This is a genomic window from Streptomyces sp. NPDC006551 (assembly GCF_040611675.1).
In the GTDB taxonomy this organism is placed as follows: Bacteria; Actinomycetota; Actinomycetes; order Streptomycetales; family Streptomycetaceae; genus Streptomyces.
In genome coordinates, this window is sequence record NZ_JBEXOT010000001.1 from 311,275 (window position 1) to 338,271 (window position 26,997).

Genomic DNA, 26,997 nt, shown 5'->3' on the forward strand with positions numbered 1-26,997 from the left:
CGATCGCTAGGGATGGCTCATGACCGCCCTGCCCGACTGGATGCGCCCGCCGCGCGCGGAAGGCTGGTTCGCGGAGGATCTCGACCGCCTCCCCGAGGCGCCCCGCCACACCGAGCTGATCGACGGAGCACTCGTCTTCATGATGTCGCCGCAGAGGCGGTGGCACGGCCACCTCGTCACCATGCTCGCGGTCGCCCTCATGGAGCAGGCGCCCGCCGACACAAGAGTCGGCCGCGAGATGACCATCAAGCTCGACCAGCGCAACCGGACCGAACCGGACCTGCTGCTGACGACGGCCGACTTCGACGGCGACCGGACCTGGTTCGCCCCGGAGGAAGTTCGTCTCGCCGTCGAGGTCGTCTCCCCGGAATCCGCCCACCGGGACCGCACGGTCAAGCTCCGCAAATACGCCGAGGCCGGCATCCCGCACTACTGGTGCATCGAGGATGAGGACGGGGCACCAGTCGTCCACGTCTACGAACTCGACGAACCCACGGGCGCCTACGCGCCCGCCGGCATCTTCCGCGGCTCCCTGCGGCGCCCGGTGCCCTTCGAGATCAACCTCGACCTGGACAAGCTCACGCCACCCCGAAGCAACTGAGAGTCAGCACGGGAACGCGGAAGGGGCCGGGCGGCTCGAGTCCGCGCCCTCTGACCCGCACATTGGCCCGTCATAACTCCGTCAGGCCAGGGGCGCCCCCGGTCGTCCTCCTTTTCCCGCCTCTTACGGGCCCCCTCCGCCGGGCCTCGCGCGAGCCTTCACGCTCCGGGGACCTCGGCGTACCAGCGCCATGACGTGAGCCGCTCCCGCCCGGGAAGTTCGCCTCGGCCGGTGGCCCACAGCAGGGTCGGCCAGCGTTCCGTGTCCGTCGGGGCGTCCGGGAAGAGCCGGACGAGGACCCGGTCGCACGGACCGGCCGGGGGGTTCCACGGAACGCCCAGGCCACGGGCGATGTCATGGGTGTGGACGAGCACTTCGACGATGCCCATGGCCGCGAAGCCGACCGCGTCGGATATCCCGAAACAGTGGTACGAGCGCCGGTCGGCCGGAGCCGTACGCACCAGTGCGGTCAGCATCGCACCGCAGGACTCCACGACCTGCAACAGGCCGGTGACACCGCCGGCGGGGTCGGCGTAGGTGACGTTGGCGGGGCCGCCCTCCCGCCGCCGCTCCCAGAGGAAGGGCACCTCCCTGTCGGGCGGCGGTGTCTCCAGGCCGATCTGCGCCGCGTAGGCGAAGAGATCGTCGGCGAGGTGCTCGGCGGTCTCCCAGCAGCTCCAGGTGAGAGTCCCGGCGGGCCGCTGCCAGTCGGCGGCGGTGGTGCCGGCCGAGGCGCCGCGCAGGGCGGTGAGGGCGAGACGGACGGCGTGCTGGAGGTCGTCGGCGGCCATGGCGTGCTCGGGCGTCGTCATGGCGATCATCATGACGACTGTCGAACTGTCAACTGACGGTTGACAGCACCGGACTGTCAACCTAGGGTTGCACTCATGACGAAACCAGTCGGCATGACCCATCCCGTCCGGCTCGACGACCTCATCGAAGCGATCAAGAAGGTCCATACGGACGCGCTCGACCAGCTCTCCGACGCGGTCATCGCGGCGGACCACCTCGGCGACGTGGCGGACCACCTCATCGGCCACTTCGTCGACCAGGCCCGGCGTTCGGGCGCCTCCTGGACCGACATCGGCAGGAGCATGGGCGTCACCAGGCAGGCGGCCCAGAAGCGCTTCGTCCCCAAGGACCCCGACGCGGCGGCGCTCGACCCCGGTGAGGGCTTCGGCCGGTTCACCCCCCGGGCGAAGAACGTCGTCATGGCCGCCCACAACGAGGCCGCGGCCGCGCGCAACGCCGAGACGCTCCCCGGCCATCTGGCCCTCGGCCTGCTCGCCGAACCCGAGGGAATCGCCGTCCACTGGATCACCTCGCGGGGGGTGACCCCGGAGCAGGTGCGCGAGGCCGTCACGGCGACGCTGCCCCCGGCGGTCGAGGACGTGCCGTCGCTCATCCCGTACGACGCGGGGGCGAAGAAGGTGCTGGAGCTGACGTTCCGGGAGGCCCTGCGCCTCGGCCACAACTACATCGGCACCGAGCACATCCTGCTGGCGCTGCTGGAGTTCGAGGACGGCCAGGGGGCCCTGGCGGGCCTGGGCCTCGACAAGGCGAGGGCGGAGCGGGACATCGCGGAGCTGATCGCGTCGGTCTCGCTGCCGGGACAGGAAGCCTGACCGTCGGCCGGGCGCCCATGGGGGCGCCCGGCCACCACGCCTTCGCGCGCGGGTGCGGGACGCCACGCCCGGCCGCGCAGGTTCAGGACACCGCGCCTGGCCGCGCGGGGTTCTGGACCCCACTCCTTCGCGCGCGGGTGCGGGAACGCCACGCCCGGCCGCGCCGCGCCGCCGCGGGGCCGCGTCAGGACGTGCGCGCCCTGCGGGAGACGACGGCTCGGAGCACCCGGCCGCCCTCCGTGGAGAGTTCGCGGGCCCGGCGCAGTCCGGTCGGCCCATGGGCGACCGATTCGAGGACGGTCTCCTGCCGGCGCAGCTCACCGGCGAGGAGCGGGCCCGCTCCGGCCCCGTCCCCGGCCCGGCAGCGCGCGATCGACTCGTCGGTGACCTCGCCCGCGTCGTACCGGCCGTGCAGGGCCAGCGCGGTGACGGAACATCCGGAGGCCCACTCCCGCAACGGCCCCTCGGACCACTCGCCGGGCGCGGCGTCCAGCATCTCGCGTACGAGCCCGGCCGCGTCGTCGTCCCCGGCGCCGCCGTCCAGCTCGACCCGGGCCTTGGCCAGCGCCTCGCCCCAGGCCCCGCCGTCGCCGCGCGCCACCGCCGCCCAGACGGGCCGCAGCACCTCTCCGCCCTGGGGGGCGAGCAGCGGCAGACACCGGTCCAGGCAGGCGAGCCCGGCAGCCGCCAGACTCCGTTCGTCGGCCCGGTCGATCAGTTCCAGCAGGCTCATGGAGGCCTCCCGTTGCGGACGCAGTACTCCCCTTACTGCGCCGCCTGGCGCGATTACGTCACTGCGCGGCCGGAATCATGCCAGTGGCCTTCGCGTGCTGCATAGAGGTGAGACGCCGCACGAAGAGAATCGCGAAGAGAGCGGCGACGATGTCGAACACGGCAGCGCCCATGAGGCACGCGGCCCCGGCCGCGAACTCCTCGACCGTGTCCGCGTCGTCGTACACCGCGGTCGCGAAGAGGCTCCCGGCGTCCGTCACGATCCAGAAGATCCACCACAGATTGAGCACGGCGAACGACTCCCCCGCCTCCTTGCCGTCGCCGTACGGGTCCCGGCGGCTGGCCCGCCAGGTGCCGACCGCCACGCTCCGCGGCCACCAGAGATTGGCGATCGGCACGAACCAGGCGCCGATGGCCCAGCCCGGACCGCCCCGGTGCAGATCCGGCGCGAAGACCCCGGCGTTCTTGCGGACCCGGTAGAACCAGATGATGAAGACGACGCCGAGCGCGAGCTGGATCAGCAGCTGGAACACCGCCACGACGTCGACGCCCAGGTGCGCGAAGCCGGCCGGATCGGGGTGGTCGTTCAGGTCGCCGGCCATCAGCAGCCGTACGTCGAAGGCCGCGACGAAGAGAGCGGCATCCGCCACGGCGAGCGCCGCGAGCAGGGACACGACCGCGTACGACAGGCCGTTCGGATTGCGGAGCATGGTCGAGCGGAACCCCCACGGGTGAATGGCGCCCCTCCCCGAGGCGCCAGGCGGGCCGGTCGGCCGCCGCGGTGGGGAGCGTACCCGGCCGGCGTCAGCGCACTTCGGCCGCCAAAGCCCGGAACCGCTCCCACGTCATCGCGGGCTTCCGCTCGTCCCACAGCTTCTGCGCCGTCGCCGCCAGCGGCATCCGTATACCGTCCGCCACCTGCGCCTGCGTCTGCGCGCCCGACAGGTCGCACCAGACCGCGAACCGGCCGCCCAGGATCTGGGGCCCGTACCGCGCCGGCACGGGCGTCGTCCCGCGCAGCACCAGCGGCGTCCACTGCTCATATATGCGGCGGCCCGTGGGGTAGGTGAACTGGTTCGGCTCGCCGAGGACGTAGTACAGGAACTCGTCGTTGAGGTTCACGACCTTGCGGCCCTCGGCCAGGTACTCGGCCGGCGGCCGGGCGCCGATCTCCTTGCCGGTCCAGTACTCGACCTCGATGCCCTGGTGGGCGTGGACGACCCCGCCCCGGAAGAAGCCGTCGTTCCAGGCCTTGGCCGTCTTGCCCGCCGCGCGCACGACGGCGGCGCGGTCGTTGAGCCAGCCCTCCGCCAGGTCCTGGACCCCTGCCTCCGCGCCGTACTTCTCCCGCGCGGCCCGCGCGAGCTGCGGGTACGAGGCGGCCGGGTCGCGCACGGTCAGCGCCTGGTACTCGTCGGCGCCGAGGTGCATCCAGCCGCCGGGGAACAGCCGCGCGTACTCGCGCAGCAGATCGTCCACGATCCGCGCCGACTCGGGCTTGGAGATGTCGATCGCGCCCTGCCTCGCGGTCCCCTGGACATTGCGCAGCTGGAGGTCCGGGTGGGCCCGCAGGACCGCGCCGAGGTGTCCCGGCGAGTCGATCTCCGGTACGACCGTGATGTGCAGGCTCTGGGCGAGCGCGATGATCCGGCGCACCTCGGCCTTGGTGAGGTGCTGGGCGGAGACGATCTCGGGGTGGCTGTCGGATGCGATCCGGAAACCCTGGTCGTCGGCGAAGTGCAGCTCGAACTGGTTGAGCTTGAGGTCCGCCATCTCCCGCAGCCGGTCCTCGATCCAGCCCGCGGTGAAGTGCTTGCGCGCGGTGTCGATCTGGAGGCCGCGCTGCGGTTTGGCGGGCCGGTCCCGCACCACGCCCTCCGGCATGGCGCCGGATCCCCTCACCGACTGCTTGAGGGTGCGGGTGCCGTAGAAGACCCCGGCCTGGTCGGGGCCGGTGATACGGACCCGGTTGTCGCGGGTGGTCAGGGTGTACGACTCGGCGGCGCCGTTCCCGCCGAGCGCCAGCTCGACATCGCCGGCGCGAGCGGCGACGGCCCCGCGGTACTGGATCTTGAGCTCTCCGGCGAGCAGCCGTCCCTCGTCGGCGAGGCCCTCGCTGCCCCGGGCGACGACGACGCCGGCCCCGGGCGCGGGCCGCCAGCCGGGGCCGCGGGCGGCCTCGTGGGAGCGGACGGAGGGCACGGTGAGCGGTGCCGTCGAGAGCGGATACGTCCGGGTGGGGGTCGGGGTGGGCGTGGGGCTCGGCGCCGGCGTCGTACCGGCGGCGGTGGTCGGCGCGCCGACCGCGGAGGACGCCGTGCGCGGTCCGGAGACGGTGCCGCCCGAACCCTCCGGCGACCCGCCGGCACAGGCCGCCACGGTGACCCACGCCACCGCGGCCGCCAGCAGAGCGGGGCCCCTGTGGGACCCACGTATGGAGTACCGCATCACTCGGAATCCTCCCTCAGGGAACGGAACGCGGCCATTCGGAGCACCGGGCCCCGGGGCACGTACGTCCACTGCCGTATCCCAAACTCTCCCTTCCGGGTGAAATTCGCGCATCCGTCGGACAGTTCCCTCTTACCGTCGATAACGTTGCTCCACATCCACCCCACCCTTCCCGGAGCCCACGCTGACCAGCGACACCCATGCCCCCTCCCGGAACCTGGGCTCCCCCGCCATATCTGCCCAGCAGAGCGGTCACCGGCACCCCACCGGACTCGCGCGTTTCAACGCCCTCGCGCCCGGTGTCGCCGCGGAACTGCTCCTCGGTTGCTGCGCCAGCCACCGTTGGGCCGAACGGGTGGCCGCGCACCGTCCGTATCCGACGCTCGACACGCTGCTCGCCGCGGCCGACGAGGCCGGTTACGACCTGTCCGCCGCCGACCTCGACGAGGCGCTGGCCCAGGAGTCCCCGGCCGCCTCCGCCGCGCTGCACCCGCACGCCCCGGCGGCCGCGCTCACCGCCCTGCGGGCCGCCCACGCCGCGTACGAGAACCGATTCGGACACGCGTTCGTGATCAGCCTCGACGGGGTGAGGCCGGGCGAGCGACTGGACCAGGTCCTCGCCGCCCTCCGCTCCCGGCTCGGCAACGAACCCGACGAGGAGCGGGCGATCACCGCCGACGAGCTGCGCCGACTCGCCCGCGCGCGCCTCGTCCATCTGGCGTCCTGACGGAATCTGTCCGGAATGCGGTGATTCGGGCTTGTGTGATAGCCCGTCCGTGCCTGTTTGATCACACCTATGGACCCCGCGCGAGCGAACCGACAACTCGTCGCTACGATGACCAGGGCCGGTGGACCGTACCCGGCCGGGTCAGACCGACACTGAAGCCGGCCGACCCTGATCCCCGCTCCCGGAGGGTTTTTCCGTGCCGGCTGGAACGCTGTACCGCGGCCGGGAAGGAATGTGGTCCTGGGTGGCTCATCGAGTCACCGGCGTCCTCATCTTCTTCTTCCTGTTCGTACACGTGCTGGACACCGCTCTCGTCCGCGTCTCCCCCGAGGCCTATGACGAAGTCGTCGCCACGTACAAGACGCCGCTCGTCGCACTCCTTGAGTACGGCCTCGTGGCCGCCATCCTCTTCCACGCGCTCAACGGCCTTCGCGTGATCGCCGTGGACTTCTGGTCCAAGGGCCCGCGCTACCAGAAGCAGATGCTCTGGACCGTCGTGGGCATCTGGGTCGTGCTGATGGCGGGCTCCCTGTACCCCATCCTCGGCCACGCCGCACGTGAACTGTTCGGGAGCTGACGCCAGACATGTCTGCTGACACCACTTCCGCGATCGGCCCCGTCGAGGGCGGCGCCCACTACGACGTGGACAACCCCGCGCCGTACATCGAGGCCCCCCGCAAGCGCACGGGCAAGACCCCGCGGGCGACCCGCGGCAACTTCGAGATGGCCGCATGGCTCTTCATGCGCCTGTCCGGCGTCGTCCTCGTCGTCCTCGTCCTCGGCCACCTGCTGATCCAGCTCTTCCTGGACGGCGGCGTCTCCAAGATCGGCTTCGCCTTCGTGGCCGGCCGCTGGGCGTCCCCGTTCTGGCAGGTCTGGGACCTGCTGATGCTGTGGCTGGCCATGCTCCACGGCGCCAACGGCCTCCGTACGGTCATCAACGACTACGCGGAGCGTGCCAACACGCGCCTGTGGCTCAAGGGCCTGCTGTACACCGCCACGGTGTTCACCATCCTTCTGGGCACGCTGGTGATCTTCACCTTCGACCCGAACATCCGCTAGGCACGGGGCTGAGGTAATCCACTCATGAAGATCCACAAGTACGACACCGTCATCGTCGGCGCCGGTGGCGCCGGCATGCGCGCCGCCATCGAGGCGACGAAGCGCAGCCGCACCGCCGTGCTCACGAAGCTCTACCCGACCCGCTCCCACACGGGCGCCGCGCAGGGCGGCATGGCCGCCGCGCTCGCCAACGTGGAGGAGGACAACTGGGAGTGGCACACCTTCGACACGGTCAAGGGCGGTGACTACCTGGTCGACCAGGACGCCGCCGAGATCCTGGCGAAGGAGGCCATCGACGCCGTCCTCGACCTGGAGAAGATGGGCCTGCCGTTCAACCGGACCCCGGGCGGCACCATCGACCAGCGCCGCTTCGGCGGTCACTCCCGCAACCACGGCGAGGCCCCGGTCCGCCGGTCCTGCTACGCCGCGGACCGCACCGGCCACATGATCCTCCAGACGCTGTACCAGAACTGCGTCAAGGAGGGCGTGGAGTTCTTCAACGAGTTCTACGTCCTGGACCAGCTGATCACCGAGGTCGACGGCGTCAAGAAGTCGGCCGGTGTGGTCGCCTACGAGCTGGCCACCGGCGAGATCCACATCTTCCAGGCGAAGGCCGTCATCTACGCCTCCGGCGGCACCGGCAAGTTCTTCAAGGTGACGTCGAACGCCCACACCCTGACCGGTGACGGCCAGGCCGCCTGCTACCGCCGCGGTCTGCCCCTGGAGGACATGGAGTTCTTCCAGTTCCACCCGACGGGCATCTGGCGCATGGGCATCCTGCTGACGGAGGGCGCCCGTGGTGAGGGCGGCATCCTCCGCAACAAGGACGGCGAGCGCTTCATGGAGAAGTACGCGCCGGTCATGAAGGACCTCGCGTCCCGTGACGTCGTCTCGCGCTCCATCTACACGGAGATCCGCGAGGGCCGCGGCTGTGGTCCCGAGGGCGACCACGTCTACCTCGACCTGACGCACCTTCCGCCGGAGCAGCTCGACGCCAAGCTCCCGGACATCACCGAGTTCGCGCGGACGTACCTCGGCATCGAGCCCTACACGGACCCGATCCCGATCCAGCCGACCGCGCACTACGCCATGGGCGGCATCCCGACCAACGTCCAGGGTGAGGTCCTCAGCGACAACACCACCGTCGTCCCGGGTCTGTACGCGGCGGGCGAGGTCGCCTGTGTCTCCGTGCACGGCGCCAACCGCCTGGGCACCAACTCGCTCCTGGACATCAACGTCTTCGGCAAGCGCGCCGGCATCGCCGCCGCCGAGTACTCCGCGAAGTCCGACTTCGTCGAGCTTCCCGAGAACCCGGCGGAGTTCGTCGCCGAGCAGGTCGAGCGGCTGCGCAACTCCACGGGTACGGAGCGGGTCTCCGTCCTCCGCAAGGAGCTGCAGGAGACGATGGACGCCAACGTGATGGTGTTCCGTACCGAGCAGACCATCAAGACGGCGGTCGAGAAGATCGCCGAGCTGCGTGAGCGCTACCTGAACGTGTCCATCCAGGACAAGGGCAAGCGCTTCAACACGGACCTCCTGGAGGCCATCGAGCTGGGCAACCTGCTCGACCTGGCCGAGGTCATGGCCGTCTCGGCCCTGGCGCGCAAGGAGTCCCGCGGCGGTCACTACCGCGAGGACTACCCCAACCGCGATGACGTCAACTTCATGCGCCACACCATGGCGTACCGCGAGGTCGGCGCCGACGGCTCCGAGACCGTGCGTCTCGACTACAAGCCCGTCGTCCAGACCCGCTACCAGCCGATGGAGCGTAAGTACTGATGGCTACCCCCGTGCTCGACAAGGTGGAGAAGGACTCCGCCGCCTCGCCGTACATCACGGTCACCCTCCGGATCCGCCGCTTCAACCCCGAGATCTCGGACGCGGCGGTCTGGGAGGACTTCCAGATCGAGATCGACCCCAAGGAGCGCGTGCTCGACGCCCTCCACAAGATCAAGTGGGATGTCGACGGCTCGCTCACCTTCCGTCGCTCCTGCGCGCACGGCATCTGCGGCTCCGACGCGATGCGGATCAACGGCAAGAACAGGCTCGCCTGCAAGACGCTGATCAAGGACATCAACCCGGAGAAGCCGATCACGGTCGAGGCCATCAAGGGCCTCACGGTCCTCAAGGACCTCGTGGTCGACATGGAGCCGTTCTTCCAGGCGTACCGGGACGTCATGCCGTTCCTGGTCACCAAGGGCAACGAGCCGACGCGCGAGCGTCTGCAGTCGGCCGAGGACCGCGAGCGGTTCGACGACACCACCAAGTGCATCCTGTGCGCCGCGTGCACGTCGTCCTGCCCGGTCTTCTGGAACGACGGCCAGTACTTCGGTCCGGCCGCGATCGTCAACGCGCACCGCTTCATCTTCGACTCGCGTGACGAGGCGGGCGAGCAGCGCCTGGAGATCCTGAACGACAAGGACGGCGTGTGGCGTTGCCGCACGACCTTCAACTGCACCGACGCGTGCCCGCGTGGCATCGAGGTCACCAAGGCGATCCAGGAAGTCAAGCGCGCGCTGATCACGCGCCGTTTCTGACCGGTCGCACGGCCGAAGGCCCGTTTCTGTACGCTGCGGCGTGCGGGAACGGGCCTTCGGGCTTTTCCAGTTGTCCGGATCATTTCGGGGAGAGCGGGGATTGATGAGCGAGCCGAACCCTTACGCGGACGGTGACTACACATGGGGGCCCGAACAGCAGGCGGGCGCGCCCGGTTACGGATATCCGCAGGCGGGGTCGGGACCCGCGTACCAGCCGACACTGCCGGGCGTGCCGGTGCCGCCGCAGTATCCGCCCATGGCGCAGGGCGGGGCACCGCTGCTGAGCCTCGGTGACATCACCGTCGTCGGCGACCAGATCATCACGCCCGCGGGAGCGATGCCGCTCAAGGGCGCGGTGTGGAACGCGATGGACATGTCACGGACGGAGGAGAAGGTCCCGACCGCCGCGATCGTGCTGGCCATCATCTTCTTCATCTTCTGTCTGCTGGGTCTGCTCTTCCTGCTGATGAAGGAGAAGCAGACGACCGGCTTCATCCAGGTCACCGTGACCAGCGGCGGCCGGCACCATTCCACGATGATCCCGGCGACCGGCCCCGACACCATCCACTGGGTGATGGGCCAGCTCAACTACGCGCGCTCGCTGAGCATGTGAGTCGCTAGGGCACGGGCACGCGGGCGTGGGGCACGGCTCAGCCGTGCCAGGCCTCCGTGCCGCCCGGCTCCTCGGCCACCACCATGATCCGCCGGAGCATGTCGTTGAGCCGGACGCGCTCGCCCTCGTCGAGGACGCCGAGCAGCCGGTACTCCTCGTGGCCGAGGACGTCCATCGCGCCGAGCCATGTCTCGCGGCCGGAGGCGGTGAGTTCGACGACGACGCGGCGGCGGTCGGTCGTGGACTGCGTACGGCGGATGAATCCGCGCCGCTCCAGGGCGTCGAGGCGGCCGGTGACCGAGGCGGGGGCGAGGTCGAGATCCCTGGCGAGCTCGGAAGGTGCGGCGCTGCCGCCGCGGCCTGCGAGCTTGTGCAGGGTGTCGAACTCGTGGCGTTCCAGGTCGAAGTCGATGAGGGACTGTTCCCGCACCCGGCGCAGATGGACGGAGAGCTTCTTCATCCGGGTGACCGCGCCTTCGACGACGGGGTCGAGACCGGGCAGGACGGGCTGCCAGCGGGCCACGTGCTCGTCGGTCCAGTCGCGCCGCGCCGGCTCGACGGGCTGGGCGGGCTGCGTCGGCCCGGCGGGGCGCGGGGGCTCGGAGTGCTGCGTCGGCCCGGCGGGGCGCGGGGGCTCGGAGTGCTGCGTCGGCCCGGTGGGCTGCGGGGGCTCGGTCGGCTCCATGGGTCGATCGTACGTCGAGGCGCTCGGGTCCCTTCGTTGCCGAATATTTCGTTGCCTAATTATTAGGTACCGAAATACATTGGCCCGCATGCCTGCCGCACCCTCCGACGCGGAGCACCTCTCCACGCCCGCACCCGTCCCCCACCCGCTGCGCAGCCGCTCCTTCAGGCTGCTCCTCACCGGGCGCGCCCTCTCCCTCCTCGGCGACGCCGCCATCCCCGCCGCCCTGGCCGTCGCCGTCTGGGAGGCGACCGGGTCGACCTCGGCGCTCGCCCTCGTGCTGGCCTGCGCCATGGTCCCCAAGCTGCTCCTGCTCCCCCTGGGCGGTGTCGTCGGCGACCGCTTCAACGCCCGTACGGTGGCCCTGACCACCGATCTCGTCCGCTGCGTCACCCAACTCCTCGTGGGTGTCCAGCTGCTGGGCGGCGAGCCGACCCTCTGGGTCATCGCCTCCGTCGAGGTGGTCGGCGGCGCGGCCGGCGCCTTCGCCATGCCCACCGGCTCGCCCCTGATCAAGGGGACGGTGGCCCCCGAGGCGCTCCAGCGCGCCAACGCCGCGATGGGAGTCGTCCAGAGCGCCACCCGCATCGGCGGCCCCGCCCTCGCCGGGACCCTGATCATGACCGTCGGACCGGGCTGGGCCTTCGTCCTGGACGCGGCGACCTTCGCGCTCAGCGCGGCCCTGCTCGGCGCCGTACGCGTGAAGCGGGTACCGCTCCCCCGTCGCTCACTGCGGGCCGACCTCACGGAGGGCTGGCAGGAGGTCCGCTCCCGCGACTGGTACTGGACCAGCCTCGTCGCCCACAGCGCCTGGAACGGCGCCGCCGCCGTCCTGATGACGCTCGGCCCTGTCATCGCCCTCACCCGGCTGGGCGGCAGCGCCACCTGGTGGCTGTTCCTCCAGGTCGGCGCGGTGGGCTTCCTCCTCGGCGCGCTGGCCGCCGACCGGGTGCGCCCCAAGCGTCCGGTCCTGACGGCGAACCTCGGCCTCGCCACGTACGCCCTGCCCCTGCTGCTCCTGGCCCTCCCCGCCCCGGCGCCGGTGACCATCGCCGCGTACGGGATCGCCCAGGCCGGTCTCGGCTTCCTCTCTCCCGTCTGGGAGACCGCCGTCCAGCAGGCGATCCCGGCCCACGCCCTGGCCCGGGTCACCTCCTACGACTGGCTGCTCTCCCTGGCGGCCATGCCCGTGGGCTACGCCCTCGCACCGATCGCCGCCTCCGCCTGGGGCCAGGAAGTGCCGCTCGTCGCGGCCGCTTTGATCGTCGGCGGTTGTTGTCTGGGGACGGCGCTCGTGCCCGGGGTGCGACGCTTCGGCACCGACCGCTGACCGCCGCCCCCTAGGGGGCGGCCAGGAAGGCCGTGAGCAGGGCGCTCGTCTCGTCGGGGCGCTCCAGGGCGGGGAGGTGGCCCGCCCACTCCAGTTCGACGTGGCGGGCGGCCGGGAGGACGGTGGCGAGGCGGCGCGCGACCGCACGGAAGTCGGCGACGTCATGGGCGCCGGAGACGACGAGGCACGGCACGTCGATCGCGGCCAGTTCCGGCTCGCGGACCTCCGGGTCGGCCGGATGGAACTCCTCGGGCGCGGCGAGCTGGAGCTCGAAGGCGCGCCGCTGCATCACGCGCACCCGCTCGCGGGCCTCGGGCCCGGCCTCCGGTCCGAGCCAGGTGTCCACGTTGAGCGCGACGGCGCCGTCGAGGTCGCCGGACTCGATCAGTTCGTCCTCCCGCTTGCCCCAGGCCCGTAGTTCCGCGCTCGCCTCCTGGCCGGGCACGCCCGGGCAGAGCAGTGCGAGCGCGGAGACCCGGTCGCCGTGGCGGGCCGCGAACTCCAGGGCGAGCCGGCCGCCGAAGGAGGAGCCGACAAGGGCGGCCCGGTCGATGCCGAGGGTGTCGAGCAGGGCACGCAGGTCCTCGATGTGGGTGTGCGGCCGGTCGATCGGGGACTCGCCGAAGCCGCGGAAGTCGCAGCGCACGACCCGGTGTCCGGCGTCGGCCAGGGCCCTGAACTGCGCGTCCCACATCCGTCGGTCACAGACACCGGAGTGGAGGAGGACGACTGCGGAGGGGCCTTCGCCGGCCAGGTCATGAGAGAGCGTCATTCGCCTGACCCTAGGCCGCCGCCTCCTCGACCGCCTCCTCTTTTCCCGGGGCGAGGCGCTCCGGGGCGGCGGCGGGCCGCCGGGCGCGGACGGCCGGTGCGGGGCGCCCGGCGTCCCCGGCTAGGCTCGGGCACTGTGAAGGACGTGAAGGAAGAGAAGCCCGCGGAGACCGTCGAGCCCGCCGCGGGGACCCAGGTCCCCGCCCCGGCCAAGGCGGCCAAGCCGCCGAAGAGCGAGCAGACCCGCACCCTCATCCTCGAAACGGCCCTCCGGCTCTTCAGGGAACGCGGTTACGACAAGACGACGATGCGGGCCATCGCCCAGGAGGCCGGGGTCTCCGTCGGCAACGCGTACTACTACTTCTCCTCCAAGGAACACCTCGTCCAGGGCTTCTACGACCGGATCGCCGAGGAACACCAGGCGGCGGTCGCGGAAATCCTCGACAGCGACGAGAAGGACCTCACGGCCCGCATCCGCGGGGTCCTCCTCGGGTGGCTCGACATCGCCGAGCCGTACCACGAGTTCGCGGCCCAGTTCTTCAAGAACGCCGCCGACCCGGACAGCCCGCTCAGCCCCTTCTCCCCCGAGTCGGAGGGCCCGCGCGAGGCCGCGATCGAGGTCCACCGCCGGGTCATCTCCGGGGCGTCGGTGAAGATCGACCCCGAACTGGCCGAGCCGCTGCCGCAGTTGCTCTGGCTCCAGCAGATGGGCCTGGTGCTGTTCTGGGTGTACGACCGCTCCGAGGGGGCCGCCAACAGCCGGCGCCTCGTCGAGCGGCTCGCCCCGGTCACCGCCCGCGCGATCTCGCTCTCCCGCTTCCGCCTGCTGCGCCCGCTCGTCCGGGAGACGCACGACCTGCTCGCCGACTTCATGCCGACGGCGGCGGGGATGGCCGCGTCGGGCAGGCCTCAACGGGGCCCGTCGAAGGCGGCGAAGAAGACGTCCGCGAAGAAGACCGCGAAGCCGGCCGAGAAGGCGCCGGACGAGGCGCCGGACAAGACACGGGGCACGAACGGCGGGGAAGACGGCGTCGCGTAGGGCCTGTCCGGCGGATCAACCGCGGCCCCGGCCAAGATCCGCCGGACAGGCCCTACGCGGACGCCGTCCCCGTCCTCGCTAGATCCAGTCGAGTTCCCAGAGCCGCCAGATGCCCGTGCCGTCGGTCAGGTACTGCGAGCCTGCGACGTCGTCCGTCGCCAGCACGTAGTCCTTCTTCTGCCACAGCGGCACCAGGGGGACGTCCTTGGCGACCTCCAGCTGGATGGCCTCGAAGTCGTTGCTGGCGGCGCCCCGGTCGCTGTACTGCTGCGTCGCGGCGATCAGCGAGTCGACCTTCCGGCTCGAGAAGCCGTTGTGCAGCGTGTTGCCGGTGCCGACGAGCGGGGCGGTGAAGCTGTCGGAGTCGGGGAAGTCCGGAAGCCAGCCGACGGTGTAGGCGTCGTACTCGCCCTTCGCGTACGCCTTCTGGAAGTCCTTCCACTCCGCGGCGACGACCTCGACCTCGAAGAGACCGGTCGCCTCCAGCTGGCGCTTCAGCTCGGCGGCCTCGGCGCCGTAGGTGGCGTCCTTGCGGTACCCGAGGGTGAACGTGACCGGGGTCTCGACGTCCGCTTCCCTCAGCAGGCTCTTGGCCTTCTTGGCGGAGGGGTCCGGATAGGCGTCGTAGAACGCGGTGCTGTGCCCGATGAAGCCCTGCGGGATCAGGGAGTAGAGCGGCTCGACCGTGCCCTGGTAGGCGCCGGTGACGATCGCCGGGCGGTCGATGACGGCGGCGACGGCCTGCCGCACCGCCTTCTCCGCCATCGGCGATCCGGAGCGCACATTGAAGTTGAGGTTCCGGATCTCGGGGCTCTCCGCCTCGGTGATCCTGCCGCTGGTCGCCTTGGTGCTGCCCAGGTCGGAGAGGAACTTCGGCGGCATCTGCCGGTGCGTGACGTCGACCTGCTTGTTCCGCCAGGCGGTGGCGAGCCGCTCGGACTCGGTGAAGTACTTGACGAGGACCGGACCGCCGGCCTTGGTGATCGCGCCCTTGTAGTGCGGGTTGGGCTCGAGCCGCGCGCTCTCACCGGGCTTGTACTCCTTGAGGACGTACGGCCCCGATCCGTCGACCGCGTTGCCCACGCGCAGCGCGCCGGCCGGGTACTGGCTGCGGTCGACGATCGAGCCGGCGCCCGTGGCGAGCTTCAGCGGGAAGGTCGCGTCCCGGCCGCTCAGGTTGAAGGTGACCGTCCGGCCCTCGGCCACGACGTTCTTCAGGGTCGGGAAGAGCGGCTGCGGACCGACGTCCGTCTTGATCCTCAGCATCCGCTCGAAGGAGTACTTGACGTCCTCGGCGGTGACCTTGCGGCCGTTGGCGAAGGTGAGGTCGTCCCGGAGTTCGCAGCGGTACGTCGAGAGCTTCGCACCGACGAACTTGCAGCTCTCGGCGGCGTCCGGGACCGGGGTGGTGAAGCCGGTCTTGAACGTCAGCAGCGACTGGAACACGTTGCTGTACAGCGCCCAGGAGCCGGCGTCGTAGGCGCCTGCCGGATCCAGCGACGTGACCTCGTCGGTGGTGCCGACGGTGATGGCGTCGGTCCGGGCTTCGTCGGACGGCAGCAGCTGCCAGCCCCCCAGCCCGGCGGCCACCAGAACTCCACAAGTGATGAGGATCCGCAGACGGACCGTCGACCGCATTGCCGTGCTTCCTTTTGTCGAGCCCACCCCTGCCGCGACGGCGCCCTGCCGTGCCGCGATGGCGTCACCCAATCACACGAAATTCACTGGTGGAAGAGTAAACCTTCACAGCGCAGGCATATGTCCGGGATATCAGCCTTCAGGTGACCGACCAGTACGTATCGGTCACGGCGCTACGCCTGCTTCGACGCCAGCTGTACGAGAGTGATGTCGGAGGGCGCTCCGACGCGGACCGGAGGTCCCCAGGCGCCCGCGCCCCGGGAGACGTAGAGCTGGGTGTCGCCGTACCGCTCGAGCCCCGCGACGGTCGGGTTGGCCAGCTCCGCGAGGTAGTTGCCGGGCCAGAGCTGACCGCCGTGGGTGTGGCCGGAGAGCTGGAGATCGACGCCGTGGCGGACGGCGTCGTGGATGACGATCGGCTGGTGCGCGAGCAGGACGGCGGCCTTCGCGCGGTCGCGGTCGCCGAGAGCGCTGGTGAAGTCGGGGCCCTGGCCCTCGCTCTCGCCGGCGACGTCGTCCACGCCCGCGAGGTCGAAGCCGGCGCCGATCTCGACGCGTTCGTTGCGCAGGGGACGCAGGCCGAGTTCACGGACGTGGTCGACCCAGGCGTCGGCGCCGGAGAAGTACTCGTGGTTGCCGGTCACGAAGAAGGAGCCGTGCCGGGCCCGGAGCCGGGCGAGCGGCTCGGCGGCGTGACCGAGGTTCTCCACGGTGCCGTCGACGAGGTCGCCGACGACGGCGACCAGATCGGGCTGGGTGGCGTTGACGGCGTCGACGATGCGCTGGGTGTGGGCGCGGCCGAGGATGGGCCCGAGGTGGACGTCGGACACGACGGCGATCCGGTACCCGTGCGCGGACCGGGGGATCTTGGCGAGCGGCACGGTGACCCGCTTGACGCGGGGGCCGCGCAGCACGCCGTAGGCGCCGTGGCCGACGGTTCCCAGGGCAGCGGCCGCGGCGGCGCCGCCGACGACCCGGGACACGAACAGCCGCCGGGACACGGCGGGGGTGTCGGTCGGGGCGTCCGGTGTGGATCCGGAGGCGTCTGGGGCGTCGGTGGGCGCGGTTCCGGGGGCCGGGGACTCGGGGGCCCGGGATCCGGGTGCCTCGGCGGCGGCGGGGACGCCTTCGGCGGCGGTCGAGGAGCCGCTCCGCGGCCCCCCGGTCACCGTCACCGTCGTACCGGACAGCTCGTCGGCCGCGCCGGTCAGGACCGCGCCGCTCGGGGCTCCGGCGGCGGCCGGGGCCGCCGGAGTGGGAGTGCCCGGCGCGCCGGTCATGACGGCGTCGGGCGCGGGCGGGAGGGAGACGGGCGCCGTGCCGCCGGGCTCCGGCGCGGCCGCGCGGCGGGTCATCCACCGGTGCAGGAGGGGCCGGACCGCTTCGCCGACCACCAGGGCCAGCGTCACGTACAGCAGCAGCGCCAGCCAGAGGAAGCCCGGCCAGGCCACCACCTGCTGGAACCAGAACGGAGCTCCCACCCGCGCGGAGACCAGGGCGGCGAGCGAGAGGAGCGGGAGGACGAACGCCGCCGCCGTGCCGAGGCGGCGCGCCACGCCGCCCCGGGCCGTCACATCACGGACCAGGCGCCGCCACACGTACCAGTGGACCCCGCCCAGCAGGGCGAGGACCACGACGAGAACCAGCAGGAAGACGACCACGCCCGGAAACCCCTATCCGCGTTCACGCCGCAATGCGCGCACGCCACGCAACCCGATCACACCGACCGCCGTCCCCAAGACAAAGGACGTGATGGCGAGCAAGAGATGAACCCAGAAGTAGGCCGTCGGATCGCCCGCGTCGTCGAAGGCGAGCCCGCTCCCGTCGTTCCACAGGTTCTTGACGAAAGTGATCCAGATGAACCAGCTCCACACACCGAAGGCGAGCAGGAACCAGGAGACGGGCCGGCTGAGCTTCATGACCCCAGTATCACCACCCGTCCCAAGAACCCCGCGTCCGGGTGGACGACCGGGGACGAACCGCCCGGCGGGGTTCGGATCCCTGAGGCGTGCATGTACGTTTCCGACCGTGCCTGCTTCGAAAATGACCGCATGGACGGTCACCGCCGCCGCCACGGCCGCCGCGCTGCTCCCCCTCCTCACCGCCGCGCCCGCGCTCGCGCACCCGCCGGCGGACAAGAAGGAGGACAAACAGCCCAAGCCGCCCGCCGTCATGTCCCACGTCGGCGGAGCGCTGCTCGGCAAGCCCGGCACCCAGGTCCAGCTCGGCCCCGGCGCTCCGGTCCTCCCCAAGGAACTCAGCGCCCGGTCGTGGATCGTCGCGGACGCGGAGACCGGCGACGTGCTCGCCGCGCACAATTCCCACTGGCGCCTCGCCCCCGCTTCCACGCTCAAGATGCTCTTCGCGGACACGCTCCTGCCGAAGTTCCCGAAGACGACCACCCACACCGTCGCCTCGGCCGATCTTGTGGGCATCGGTGCGGGGTCCAGCCTCGTGGGCATCAAGGAGAAGCAGACCTACACCGCGCACGAGCTCTGGCTCGGTGTGTTTCTTCGCTCGGGCAACGACGCCGTCCGCGTCCTGTCCGCGATGAACAACGGCATCCCGCAGACCGTCCGGGAGATGAACGAGCACGCCGCCGAGCTCCAGGCGCTCGACACCCACGTGGTCTCCCCCGACGGTTACGACGCCCCGGGCCAGGTCTCCTCCGCCTACGACCTCACCCTCATCGCCCGCAGCGGCATGCAGAAGCCGGACTTCCGCGAGTACGCGGCGACGGCCCGCGCGAAGTTCCCGGGTGAGCTGAAGCCGGGCAAGAAGCGCGAGACCTTCGAGATCCAGAACACCAACCGGCTGCTGACCGGAGACTTCGGCGTCGCGCCGTACCAGGGCATCGCCGGCGTCAAGAACGGCTCCACCACGCACGCCGGCGCTACCTTCACAGGCGTTGCGGAACGCAACGGAAAAGTGCTGCTCGTGACGGTGATGAACCCGTCCTCCAAGGAGCAGCACGCGGTCTACAAGGAGACCGCCCGGCTGCTCGACTGGGGCTTCGCGGCGTCCGGGAAGGTGACGCCGGTCGGCGAACTGGTTCCGCCGAAGTCCGCCCGCACGGGCACCGACCCCGGGCCCGGCACCGGTACGGACTCCAGCACGGCGCCCGTACCCGGCAAGGACACCCCGGCCTCGGTCGAGAAGGCCGCCGTCGCCCAGCAGAAGTCCGGCGGGATCGGCATCGCCCTCGCGGTGACCGGCGGCGTCCTGGTGGTGCTCGCGGGCGCTGTGTTCCTCGTCAACCGTCGCTGGCCGCTCCCTGAGCTGGTCGGTCGCCGTCAGCCTCGGGACGAGAGCGTGAACCCGTAGCCGTCCATGCCGCGCAGAACAGCAGCAGCTTCGCGGTGAAGTTGATCCACAGCAGCAGGGCGACCGGTACGCCGAACGCCCCGTACATCGACTTCCCCGCGACACCGCTCATATAGCCGCCGAGCAGCAGCTTCAGCAGCTCGAAGCCGACCGCGCCGATCACCGCCGCCACCACCAGGCGGCGGCGCGGCGGCTCGACCCCGGGCAGCAGGGTCAGGACGTACAGCAGGATCAGGAAGTCGGCGAACGCGGCGAACGCGACCGCGGCGGCCTGGAGCAGCACGCCGCCGACCCCGCCGCCGGAGATCCCGAGCTGTCCGGCGCTCCAGCCGACGGCGGTGGAGCCGAGCGAGGACGCGGCGAGCGAGCAGAGCCCCACCCCGCCGAGCCCGAGCAGGACGATGGCGTCCTTGCCCTTGCGCACCACGGGGTTGCCCTCGTCGTCGTCGTCCTTCTTCCACACCGCGCGCAGACAGTCCCGCATCGAGCCGACCCACCCGATGCCGGTGAAGAGCAGTAGCGCGCCGGCGACGATCCCGACCGTGCCGGCGTTGTCGACCAGCCCGTTGATGTCGAGCTGGTCGGAGATGCCCGGGACCTGTTCGGACAACTTCGCCTCGATGCGGTCGAGCTGCTCGTCGGTGAGCAGCGCGGCGCCGATCACCGCGGCGACGGTGATCAGGGGGAAGAGGGCGAGAAAGCTGATGAAGGTGATGGCGGCGGCGAGCCGGGTCCAGTGGGCCTCGTCGAGAGTCTCGTAGGAGCGCCAGGCGTGGGTCCGCATGAGCCGGGCGGCCCAGGGGCCGATGACGGGGAGTTTGGTCAGCCAGTCCATGACGTACGCCTACCCCTTGATCCACCGTCGGGACGGAAGACGAGCGTCCGAGCTCCCCAGAATCTCAGGCAGGTGGCGAGCACCATGCCGACGCCGAGCCCGGCCACCGTGTCGGCGCGGGCGGAGGTGAGGCCGAGGCCGTAGTGGGAGACGCCGAGGCAGAGCAGCTGTACGGCGGCTCCGGCGACGTTCACGGCGAAGAAGACGGCGTACTCGCGCAGCCGGACGGCGCCGCGGCCGTAGGTTCCCAGGGAGTTGCCCAGGTAGGCGACGGCACAGGACCCGAGGAAGGAGAGCACCTTGGCGGCGAGCGGGTCGAGGCCGCCGGGTCCGCGCAGGGCGAGGAAGAGGGCCAGATCGACGGCGTAGGCGGCGAGGCCGACGGCCACGAAACCGGCGAGTTCGCGCTTCACGGGTGTCGCGGGCGTGACGTGGGTCGTGGGCGTCGCGGGGGACGTGGGCGTCGCGGGCGCCGCCGGTTTCACGCGCGTCTCACAGGTCGGTGACCGCCATCCCGTACATCGCCGCCCACGCCAGGCCGATGACGGCGAGCGGCCTGTCGCGCAGCACGACGTCCTCCGGGGCCCCTGCCGTGCCGCGGTCGGCGAAGACGGCGTAGCGCAGCACGGCGAGGATGAAGGCGATCACGGAGAGCTGGCGCCAGGGCAGCAGCGAGCCGTGGGCGACGCCGCCGCTCTCCAGCGCCCAGAGGCAGTAGCCCAGGACGGCGACTCCGGCCGCCAGCTGCCACACGAAGCGCAGATAACCAGTCGTGTACTGGGTGAGCAGGGCCCGGGTCGCCCCGCCCGCGTCCTCCATCTGCACGGCCTCGGAGTACCGCTTCGCGGCGACCATGAAGAGCGCGCCGAATCCCGTGGTGATCAAGAACCAACGGGAGAGGGGGATGCCGAGCGCGACCCCGCCGATCATGGCCCGCATCAGGAAGCCGGTGGTGACGACGGCGAGGTCGACGACGAGGACGTGCTTGAGGCGGAGGCAGTACGCGTACTGCATGACGAGGTACGCGATGAGGAGCGCGGCGGTCATGGGATTGCACAGGACCGCGCCCGCGACGGCGGCCCCGAGGCCGAGGAGGGCCCCGGTGGCGTACGCGAGCGGCACGGGGACGAGCCCGGCGGCCACCGGGCGGCGGCACTTGACCGGGTGGGCGCGGTCGGCGTCGGCGTCACGGGCGTCGTTGACCAGGTAGACGGCGGACGCGGCAGCCGTGAACAGCACGAACACCAGGGCGAGTCGGGCGGCCGTGTGCCAGGAGACGAGCTGGCCGGCGGCGACGGGCGCGGCGACGACGAGGACGTTCTTGACCCACTGCCGGGGCCGCGCGGTGCGCAGGAGCCCGACCGGAACGGCGACCACCGCCCACGGCACCCGGGCGCGCCGCCGCTCCCGTACGACAGCGGGCTTGTCGAGCAGCACGGCCCCACTGGTGCGCTCGGTCACGGCGTCCACCGGGAAAGCGGCGACGCGAGGACCTGGGCGAGGCCGCCCACCGGGACTGCGGATGAGGCGGCCGTGGCGACCACCGCGGCTGCGGATGACGCCGCCGTGGCCCCCAGCGGGGCAGCGGACGACACCGCCGTGGCGACCACCGGGGCAGCGGACGACGCCGACATGGCGACCACCGGGCCGGCGGATCGGTTCGCCCCGGCGACCACCGGGCCGGCGGATCGCTTCTCCCCAGCGCCCACCGGGTCAGTGGATCGCTTCTCCGTAGTCGGCGCGGCGGGACGGCTGCCGACCGCGGCCGCGCGGGGGAGGGGGGAGGCGCCCGCGGGGGCGGCCGCCCCGGTGTCCGGGCGTCGTCGCGTGACCCGAACGGCCGAGACTCCGAGGCGGAGCACCGCCCCCGGTGCCACGCGCGCGTGGCGGAGGCGCGGCGCACGCGCGCGTGGCGCGGCGACGGGGGGCACCGCCCCTCCCAGCCAGCGGTGGCCTGCGGTCGCCGTCACGGCGCCCAGGAAGACGCCCGCCACCACGTCCGTGGGGTAGTGGACGCCGACGACCAGGCGGGACAGGCACATCGCGGCGGCCGCGGGGACGAGCAGGCGCCTGCCCGACGGGTGCAGGGCTCCGAGGGCGACGGCCGCCGCCGCGGCGGAGGTCGCGTGGGAGCTGGGGAAGGAGTGCCGGCCCGCCGTGCGGACCAGGGGCGCGTACCGCTCCACGCCGGGCCGCGGCCGCCGTACCACCCGCTTGACCCCCATGCTCACCAGATGGGCCGCGCCGATCAGGGCCGTGCCGCGCAGCCAGTCCGCCCGGCGCTCCCGGTCCATGGCGGCGCCGGTGAGCCCGGCGGCGAGCCACACCGCGCCGTGCTCACCGGCGAAGGACAGCGCACGGGCGGCCGTCGCCACCGGCGGTCGGCGGCCGCAACCGCGCAGGACGGCCAGGAGCCTCCTCTCGGCTCCGATCGCGGCCCCGGCCCAGTCCCCGTCCGCGTCTCGCATCGACTCGCCTCCCCGCTCCCCGGCGCTCGGCGCCCGGCACTCGGTCAATCAGGGGCGACTCTGGCCCGGCGCGCAGCCGACCGCACGGCAATCTTTCCCGACACTCCTTTAATCACCCATTTCGACGAACCACAGGGCAAACCCGGCATAAGCCATACTCGGGGCGATACGGTCGCCTCCATGGCTGCCGAGACCGACACCGGGCCCGCGACCGTCGCCGACGCGGGGGTGCCCGAAGACGCCGAAGCCCTCACCGGATGGGGCCGCACCGCGCCCACCCTCGCGCGCGTGCACCGGCCTCGCACCTACGAGGAGGCGTCCGCCGCCGTCCGCGCCTGCGGCGCCCGCGGCTCCATCGCCCGTGGTCTCGGCCGCGCCTACGGCGACGCCGCCCAGAACGCCGGCGGCTCCGTCCTCGACATGACCGGGCTCGACCGGATCCGTACCGTCGACGCCGCCGCCGGACTCGTCGTCTGCGACGCCGGGGTCAGCCTGCACCGCCTGATGGAGGTGCTGTTGCCGCTGGGCTGGTTCGTCCCCGTCACCCCCGGGACCCGGTACGTCACCGTCGGCGGTGCGATCGGCGCCGACATCCACGGCAAGAACCACCACGTCTCCGGCTCCTTCGCCCGCCATGTGGTCTCGTTCGAACTCCTCACCGCCGACGGGGAGATCCGTACCGTCGTCCCCGGCACCGACCTGTTCGACGCCACCACCGGCGGCATGGGACTCACCGGAGTGATCCTCTCCGCGACCCTCCGGCTCCTCCCCGTCGAGACCTCGCTCATGTCCGTCGACACCGAACGCGCCACGGATCTCGACGACATGATGGCCCGGCTCACCGCCACCGACCACCGCTACCGGTACTCCGTCGCCTGGATCGACCTGCTCGCGCGCGGCGCCGCGACCGGCCGGTCCGTCCTCACCCGCGGCGACCACGCGCCGTACGACACGCTCTCCCGCCGCGCCCGCCGCGCGCCCCTCGCCTTCCGGCCGGGGCAGCTGCCGTCCGCGCCCGCGCTCGTCCCCGAGGTGCTGCTCGGCCGCACCACCGTCGGCCTCTTCAACGAGCTCTGGTACCGCAGGGCCCCTCGCCGCCGCACCGGCGAGCTCCAGAGGATCTCCACCTTCTTCCATCCTCTGGACGGCGTGCCGCACTGGAACCGGATCTACGGCCGCGGCGGCTTCGTCCAGTACCAGTTCGTCGTCGGGTACGGAGAGGAGGAGACACTGCGCCGGATCGTGAAGCGGATCGCGCGGCGCGGCTGTCCGTCCTTCCTCGCCGTACTGAAACGCTTCGGCGCGGGGGACCCGGGCTGGCTGTCCTTCCCCATGCCCGGATGGACGCTCGCGCTCGACATCCCGGCCCGGCTCTCCGGGCTCGGCGCGTTCCTGGACGAGCTGGACGAGGAGGTCGCGGGGGCGGGCGGCCGGGTCTATCTCGCCAAGGACTCCCGGCTGCGGCCGGACGTGCTGCACACGATGTATCCCCGGCTCGCCGACTTCCAGGCGCTGCGCGCCGCGGTCGATCCGCGCTCGGTCTTCACCTCCGACCTGTCACGCCGCCTGGCCCTGTGAGGGCCGCCCCGCCACGGCCGGGGATCCGGGGGACGACTCCCCCGGGAACGACGCCGTACCCCGGACCTGTCCCATCGTCTCGCCTCTGAGGAGCCCGTTCGCCATGAAGGACGCCTTCGGCACCCCGCAGTCCCTGCTCGTACTCGGCGGCACGTCCGAGATCGGTCTGGCCACCGCACGGCGCCTGATCGCCCGCCGCACCCGTACGGTCTGGCTGGCCGGGCGCCCCTCACCCGCCCTGACGGCCGCCGCCGCCTCGCTGCGCGGGCTGGGCGCGGATGTCCGCACCGTGCCTTTCGACGCGCTCGACACCGAGTCGCACGAGGAGCGGCTCGGGAAGATCTTCACAGAAGGCGATGTCGACATGGTGCTGCTCGCCTTCGGCATCCTCGGCGACCAGGCGCGCGACGAGTCCGACCCGCTCGGCGCCGTCCGGGTCGCCCAGACGAACTACACGGGCGCGGTCTCCGCGAGCCTCGTCTGCGCGCAGGCCCTGCAGGCGCAGGGGCACGGCTCGCTGGTGGTGCTCTCCTCGGTGGCCGGCGAACGTGCGCGGCGCGCCAACTTCATCTACGGCTCGTCCAAGGCCGGTCTCGACGCGTTCGCCCAGGGGCTCGGGGACGCGATGCACGGGACCGGGGTGCACGTGATGGTCGTACGGCCCGGATTCGTCCGCTCGAAGATGACCGCCGGGCTCGACGAGGCACCGCTGGCGACCACTCCGGAGGCGGTCGCCACGGCGATCGAGCTGGGTCTGCGGCGCCGCTCGGAGACGGTGTGGGTGCCGGGAGCGCTGCGCGCCGTGATGTCGGCACTGCGGCACGTGCCGAGGCCGCTGTTCCGCAGACTGCCGGTATGACGGGGGCGCGGCGGACCTGGATCGGACGGGGTCGGGCCGTGGCTGGGCCGCTGGAGTCCTGTGGGCCGTGCGGGCCTGTGGGGTCTGTTGGCGCAGGGCTCCTGCGGGCCGTGCCCGGGCCGGTGCAGGCCGTGCCGGGCCAGTGCAGGCCGTGCAGGGGCTCCTGCGGGCCGCATGGGCTTGCGCGCCTGCGCGCCGTGCCAGGCCACAAGGGGCCCTGCGGGGGCTTCGTGGGCGCTGCGGGCCGCGCCGGGCCAGTGCAGGCCGTGCAGGGGCTCCTGCGGGCCGCATGGGCTTGCGCGCCTGCGCGCCGTGCCAGGCCACAAGGGGCCCTGCGGGGGCTTCATGGGCGCTGCGGGCCGTGCCAGGCCGCGTGGGCCCGGCTGGGTCAGCCCGCCGCCGGGGTCGGGGTGTCGACCGGGGAGCCCTGGGCCGGGACGGCTGAGACGGCGCGGCCGCCGCCGAACTCGTACTCCTTCAGCTTGCGCCACACCCCGTCCGTGCCCTGCTCATAGAGCGCGAAGGACGAGCAGGTCCACGCCGCCTCGAACTCGGCCAGCTCCTCGTACGCCCGGTCCATCGCCTCCTCGGAGATGCCGTGCGCGACCGTCACGTGCGGGTGGTACGGGAACTGCAGCTCCCGCACCAGCGGGCCGGACGTGTCACGGACCCGCTGCTGGAGCCAGGCGCAGGCCGAGACGCCCTCGGCGAGCTGGACGTAGACCACCGGCGACAGCGGGCGGAACGTTCCCGTCCCGCTGAGCCGCATCGGGAAGGGACGGACACCGGCCGCGATCTCGGTGAGGTGCGTCTCGATCGCGGGGAGCCGGGACGCGTCGACCTCGGTCGGCGGAAGCAGGGTGACGTGCGTGGGGATGCCGTGGGCCGCGGGATCCCCGAAGCCCGCGCGCCGCTCCTGGAGCAGGCTGCCGAAGGGCTCCGGGACCGCGATCGAAACGCCGAGCGTTACGGTCCCCACGTCTTCTCTCCTCACTCGTCCGTGCCGGTGGTGCAGCCGCCAGTGTGCGGCCTGCACCACCTCTGTGGCCAGGGTCCTCGGACCGGGTCGTCGGTCAGTGCTTCGCGGGCAGGAAGCCCACCCGCTCGTACGTCTGCGCCAGGGTCTCCGCGGCGACCGCACGGGCCTTCTCCGCGCCCTTGGCCAGGATCGAGTCCAGCGTCTCCGGGTCGTCCAGGTATTCCTGCGTACGGGCCCGGAACGGCGTGACGAAGTCCACCATGACCTCGGCCACGTCGGTCTTCAGCGCGCCGTACATCTTGCCCTCGTACCCCTGTTCCAGCTCGGCGACGGGCGTGCCGGTGAGGGTGGAGAGGATGGTGAGGAGGTTGGAGACGCCGGGCTTGTTCGCCGGGTCGAAGCGGATCACCGTGTCGGTGTCGGTGACCGCGCTCTTGACCTTCTTCGCCGTCGTCTTCGGCTCGTCCAGGAGGTTGATCAGACCCTTGGGCGTGGACGCCGACTTGCTCATCTTGATCGTCGGGTCCTGCAGGTCGTAGATCTTCGCCGTCTCCTTGAGGATGTACGGCGCCGGCATCGTGAAGGTCTCGCCGAAGCGGCCGTTGAACCGCTCGGCGAGGTCGCGCGTGAGCTCGATGTGCTGGCGCTGGTCCTCGCCGACCGGGACCTCGTTGGCCTGGTAGAGCAGGATGTCGGCGACCTGGAGGATCGGGTACGTGAAGAGGCCGACGGTGGCCCGGTCGGCGCCCTGCTTCGCGGACTTGTCCTTGAACTGCGTCATGCGGGACGCCTCGCCGAAGCCGGTGAGGCAGTTCATGACCCAGCCGAGCTGCGCGTGCTCGGGGACATGACTCTGGACGAAGAGCGTGCAGCGCTCGGGGTCGAGGCCGGCGGCCAGCAGCTGGGCGGCGGCGAGCCGGGTGTTGGCGCGCAGCTCGGCGGGGTCCTGCGGGACCGTGATCGCGTGCAGGTCCACCACCATGTAGAAGGCGTCGTGGGACTCCTGCAGCGCGACCCACTGACGCACCGCACCGAGGTAGTTGCCGAGGTGGAACGAGCCTGCGGTGGGCTGGATTCCGGAGAGCACACGGGGACTGTCAGAGGCCATGTCACACATTCTCTCAGGTGTCGGAACCGATCCCGGAC

At 71.7% G+C, this 26,997-nt stretch carries 27 protein-coding genes and 1 pseudogene; 13 read left to right on the forward strand and 15 right to left on the reverse strand.

Annotated features, from left to right (window positions below; all coding sequences use genetic code 11):
• Nucleotides 1-19 precede the first annotated feature (19 nt).
• Nucleotides 20-601, forward strand: a complete 582-nt coding sequence (locus tag ABZY12_RS01335) for a Uma2 family endonuclease (RefSeq protein WP_356885865.1) — start codon at nucleotides 20-22, stop codon at nucleotides 599-601.
• Nucleotides 602-759: 158 nt separating this feature from the next.
• On the opposite strand, the gene ABZY12_RS01340 is transcribed toward ABZY12_RS01335, so the two are convergent.
• Nucleotides 760-1,413 carry a hypothetical protein gene (locus ABZY12_RS01340; protein WP_356885867.1) on the reverse strand — a complete coding sequence of 218 codons (654 nt, stop codon included), beginning with the start codon at nucleotides 1,411-1,413 and terminating at the stop codon, nucleotides 760-762.
• 75 nt (nucleotides 1,414-1,488) lie between these two features.
• Between ABZY12_RS01340 and ABZY12_RS01345 the strand changes: the two genes are divergently transcribed.
• Complete coding sequence (locus tag ABZY12_RS01345) at nucleotides 1,489-2,226, forward strand: Clp protease N-terminal domain-containing protein (RefSeq protein ID WP_356885869.1); 738 nt, start codon at nucleotides 1,489-1,491, stop codon at nucleotides 2,224-2,226.
• A gap of 184 nt (nucleotides 2,227-2,410) precedes the next feature.
• On the opposite strand, the gene ABZY12_RS01350 is transcribed toward ABZY12_RS01345, so the two are convergent.
• The 3 genes from ABZY12_RS01350 to ABZY12_RS01360 all read right to left on the reverse strand — a co-directional run bounded on the left by ABZY12_RS01350 (nucleotide 2,411) and on the right by ABZY12_RS01360 (nucleotide 5,406).
• Nucleotides 2,411-2,959, reverse strand: coding sequence for a hypothetical protein (locus ABZY12_RS01350; RefSeq protein ID WP_356885871.1), 549 nt, complete (start codon nucleotides 2,957-2,959; stop codon nucleotides 2,411-2,413).
• Nucleotides 2,960-3,017: 58 nt separating this feature from the next.
• A complete protein-coding gene (locus ABZY12_RS01355) occupies nucleotides 3,018-3,668 on the reverse strand; it encodes a DUF4328 domain-containing protein (RefSeq protein WP_356885873.1) in 651 nt (216 codons plus the stop codon).
• Between the two features lie 94 nt (nucleotides 3,669-3,762).
• The gene (locus ABZY12_RS01360; protein ID WP_356885875.1) at nucleotides 3,763-5,406 is read right to left on the reverse strand and encodes a glycoside hydrolase family 20 protein; all 1,644 of its coding nucleotides are present in this window, start codon (nucleotides 5,404-5,406) and stop codon (nucleotides 3,763-3,765) included.
• 217 nt (nucleotides 5,407-5,623) lie between these two features.
• Here ABZY12_RS01360 and ABZY12_RS01365 point away from each other — a divergent pair, with 217 nt between their 5' ends.
• From ABZY12_RS01365 to ABZY12_RS01390, 6 genes are all read left to right on the forward strand, one after another.
• On the forward strand, nucleotides 5,624-6,133 hold the full coding sequence (locus ABZY12_RS01365; RefSeq protein ID WP_356886270.1) for a 2-oxo-4-hydroxy-4-carboxy-5-ureidoimidazoline decarboxylase: 510 nt from the start codon (nucleotides 5,624-5,626) through the stop codon (nucleotides 6,131-6,133).
• 196 nt (nucleotides 6,134-6,329) lie between these two features.
• On the forward strand, nucleotides 6,330-6,710 hold the full coding sequence (sdhC, locus tag ABZY12_RS01370; RefSeq protein ID WP_356885877.1) for a succinate dehydrogenase, cytochrome b556 subunit: 381 nt from the start codon (nucleotides 6,330-6,332) through the stop codon (nucleotides 6,708-6,710).
• An 8-nt stretch (nucleotides 6,711-6,718) separates the two neighbouring features.
• Nucleotides 6,719-7,195 carry a succinate dehydrogenase hydrophobic membrane anchor subunit gene (locus ABZY12_RS01375; protein WP_356885879.1) on the forward strand — a complete coding sequence of 159 codons (477 nt, stop codon included), beginning with the start codon at nucleotides 6,719-6,721 and terminating at the stop codon, nucleotides 7,193-7,195.
• A gap of 24 nt (nucleotides 7,196-7,219) precedes the next feature.
• The gene (gene sdhA / locus ABZY12_RS01380) at nucleotides 7,220-8,974 is read left to right on the forward strand and encodes a succinate dehydrogenase flavoprotein subunit (protein ID WP_356885881.1); all 1,755 of its coding nucleotides are present in this window, start codon (nucleotides 7,220-7,222) and stop codon (nucleotides 8,972-8,974) included.
• Nucleotides 8,974-9,732: a succinate dehydrogenase iron-sulfur subunit gene (locus tag ABZY12_RS01385; RefSeq protein WP_356885883.1), complete on the forward strand. Its 759-nt coding sequence runs from the start codon at nucleotides 8,974-8,976 to the stop codon at nucleotides 9,730-9,732. Before sdhA ends, ABZY12_RS01385 begins: the two co-directional genes overlap by 1 nt.
• A gap of 103 nt (nucleotides 9,733-9,835) precedes the next feature.
• A complete protein-coding gene (locus ABZY12_RS01390; protein WP_356885885.1) occupies nucleotides 9,836-10,345 on the forward strand; it encodes a hypothetical protein in 510 nt (169 codons plus the stop codon).
• Nucleotides 10,346-10,382: 37 nt separating this feature from the next.
• Here ABZY12_RS01390 and ABZY12_RS01395 read toward each other — a convergent pair whose 3' ends face one another.
• Nucleotides 10,383-10,868, reverse strand: coding sequence for a MarR family transcriptional regulator (locus ABZY12_RS01395; RefSeq protein ID WP_356886272.1), 486 nt, complete (start codon nucleotides 10,866-10,868; stop codon nucleotides 10,383-10,385).
• 250 nt (nucleotides 10,869-11,118) lie between these two features.
• Between ABZY12_RS01395 and ABZY12_RS01400 the strand changes: the two genes are divergently transcribed.
• Entirely contained in the window at nucleotides 11,119-12,360 is a 1,242-nt protein-coding gene (locus tag ABZY12_RS01400; RefSeq protein WP_356885887.1) for an MFS transporter, read from the forward strand.
• A 10-nt stretch (nucleotides 12,361-12,370) separates the two neighbouring features.
• On the opposite strand, the gene ABZY12_RS01405 is transcribed toward ABZY12_RS01400, so the two are convergent.
• The gene (locus ABZY12_RS01405; RefSeq protein ID WP_356885889.1) at nucleotides 12,371-13,132 is read right to left on the reverse strand and encodes an alpha/beta hydrolase; all 762 of its coding nucleotides are present in this window, start codon (nucleotides 13,130-13,132) and stop codon (nucleotides 12,371-12,373) included.
• A 96-nt stretch (nucleotides 13,133-13,228) separates the two neighbouring features.
• On the opposite strand from ABZY12_RS01405, the gene ABZY12_RS01410 reads away from it, so the two are divergent.
• On the forward strand, nucleotides 13,229-14,170 hold the full coding sequence (locus ABZY12_RS01410) for a TetR family transcriptional regulator (protein WP_356885891.1): 942 nt from the start codon (nucleotides 13,229-13,231) through the stop codon (nucleotides 14,168-14,170).
• A gap of 78 nt (nucleotides 14,171-14,248) precedes the next feature.
• On the opposite strand, the gene ABZY12_RS01415 is transcribed toward ABZY12_RS01410, so the two are convergent.
• The 3 genes from ABZY12_RS01415 to ABZY12_RS01425 form a co-directional block, all read right to left on the reverse strand.
• Nucleotides 14,249-15,808 carry an ABC transporter substrate-binding protein gene (locus tag ABZY12_RS01415; protein ID WP_356885893.1) on the reverse strand — a complete coding sequence of 520 codons (1,560 nt, stop codon included), beginning with the start codon at nucleotides 15,806-15,808 and terminating at the stop codon, nucleotides 14,249-14,251.
• A 173-nt stretch (nucleotides 15,809-15,981) separates the two neighbouring features.
• Complete coding sequence (locus ABZY12_RS01420; protein WP_356885895.1) at nucleotides 15,982-17,469, reverse strand: metallophosphoesterase; 1,488 nt, start codon at nucleotides 17,467-17,469, stop codon at nucleotides 15,982-15,984.
• Nucleotides 17,470-17,481: 12 nt separating this feature from the next.
• Nucleotides 17,482-17,727, reverse strand: a complete 246-nt coding sequence (locus ABZY12_RS01425) for a hypothetical protein (RefSeq protein ID WP_356885897.1) — start codon at nucleotides 17,725-17,727, stop codon at nucleotides 17,482-17,484.
• A gap of 124 nt (nucleotides 17,728-17,851) precedes the next feature.
• Here ABZY12_RS01425 and ABZY12_RS01430 point away from each other — a divergent pair, with 124 nt between their 5' ends.
• A complete protein-coding gene (locus ABZY12_RS01430) occupies nucleotides 17,852-19,132 on the forward strand; it encodes a D-alanyl-D-alanine carboxypeptidase (protein ID WP_356886274.1) in 1,281 nt (426 codons plus the stop codon).
• Here ABZY12_RS01430 and ABZY12_RS01435 read toward each other — a convergent pair.
• The 4 genes and pseudogenes from ABZY12_RS01435 to ABZY12_RS01450 form a co-directional block, all read right to left on the reverse strand.
• The gene (locus ABZY12_RS01435) at nucleotides 19,062-19,967 is read right to left on the reverse strand and encodes a YihY/virulence factor BrkB family protein (protein WP_356885899.1); all 906 of its coding nucleotides are present in this window, start codon (nucleotides 19,965-19,967) and stop codon (nucleotides 19,062-19,064) included. The two genes, ABZY12_RS01430 and ABZY12_RS01435, sit on opposite strands and share 71 nt — an antisense overlap.
• Nucleotides 19,955-20,380 carry a GtrA family protein gene (locus ABZY12_RS01440; protein WP_356885901.1) on the reverse strand — a complete coding sequence of 142 codons (426 nt, stop codon included), beginning with the start codon at nucleotides 20,378-20,380 and terminating at the stop codon, nucleotides 19,955-19,957. Before ABZY12_RS01440 ends, ABZY12_RS01435 begins: the two co-directional genes overlap by 13 nt.
• A 79-nt stretch (nucleotides 20,381-20,459) precedes the next feature.
• Entirely contained in the window at nucleotides 20,460-21,428 is a 969-nt protein-coding gene (locus ABZY12_RS01445; RefSeq protein WP_356885903.1) for a decaprenyl-phosphate phosphoribosyltransferase, read from the reverse strand.
• A 482-nt stretch (nucleotides 21,429-21,910) separates the two neighbouring features.
• Nucleotides 21,911-22,435, reverse strand: a pseudogene (locus tag ABZY12_RS01450) (phosphatase PAP2 family protein); the annotation flags it as partial.
• Nucleotides 22,436-22,615: 180 nt separating this feature from the next.
• Between ABZY12_RS01450 and ABZY12_RS01455 the strand changes: the two are divergent.
• Both ABZY12_RS01455 and ABZY12_RS01460 read left to right on the forward strand, forming a co-directional pair.
• Nucleotides 22,616-24,013: an FAD-binding oxidoreductase gene (locus tag ABZY12_RS01455; RefSeq protein ID WP_356885905.1), complete on the forward strand. Its 1,398-nt coding sequence runs from the start codon at nucleotides 22,616-22,618 to the stop codon at nucleotides 24,011-24,013.
• 103 nt (nucleotides 24,014-24,116) lie between these two features.
• Nucleotides 24,117-24,872 (forward strand): decaprenylphospho-beta-D-erythro-pentofuranosid-2-ulose 2-reductase, encoded by a 756-nt coding sequence (locus ABZY12_RS01460; RefSeq protein WP_356885907.1) that lies wholly within the window; start codon nucleotides 24,117-24,119, stop codon nucleotides 24,870-24,872.
• A gap of 388 nt (nucleotides 24,873-25,260) precedes the next feature.
• Here the strand turns inward: ABZY12_RS01460 and ABZY12_RS01465 are convergent, their stop codons facing one another.
• On the reverse strand, nucleotides 25,261-25,851 hold the full coding sequence (locus tag ABZY12_RS01465) for a 2'-5' RNA ligase family protein (RefSeq protein WP_356885909.1): 591 nt from the start codon (nucleotides 25,849-25,851) through the stop codon (nucleotides 25,261-25,263).
• Nucleotides 25,852-25,945: 94 nt separating this feature from the next.
• Complete coding sequence (gene trpS / locus ABZY12_RS01470) at nucleotides 25,946-26,959, reverse strand: tryptophan--tRNA ligase (RefSeq protein WP_356885911.1); 1,014 nt, start codon at nucleotides 26,957-26,959, stop codon at nucleotides 25,946-25,948.
• Nucleotides 26,960-26,997: the final 38 nt, after the last annotated feature.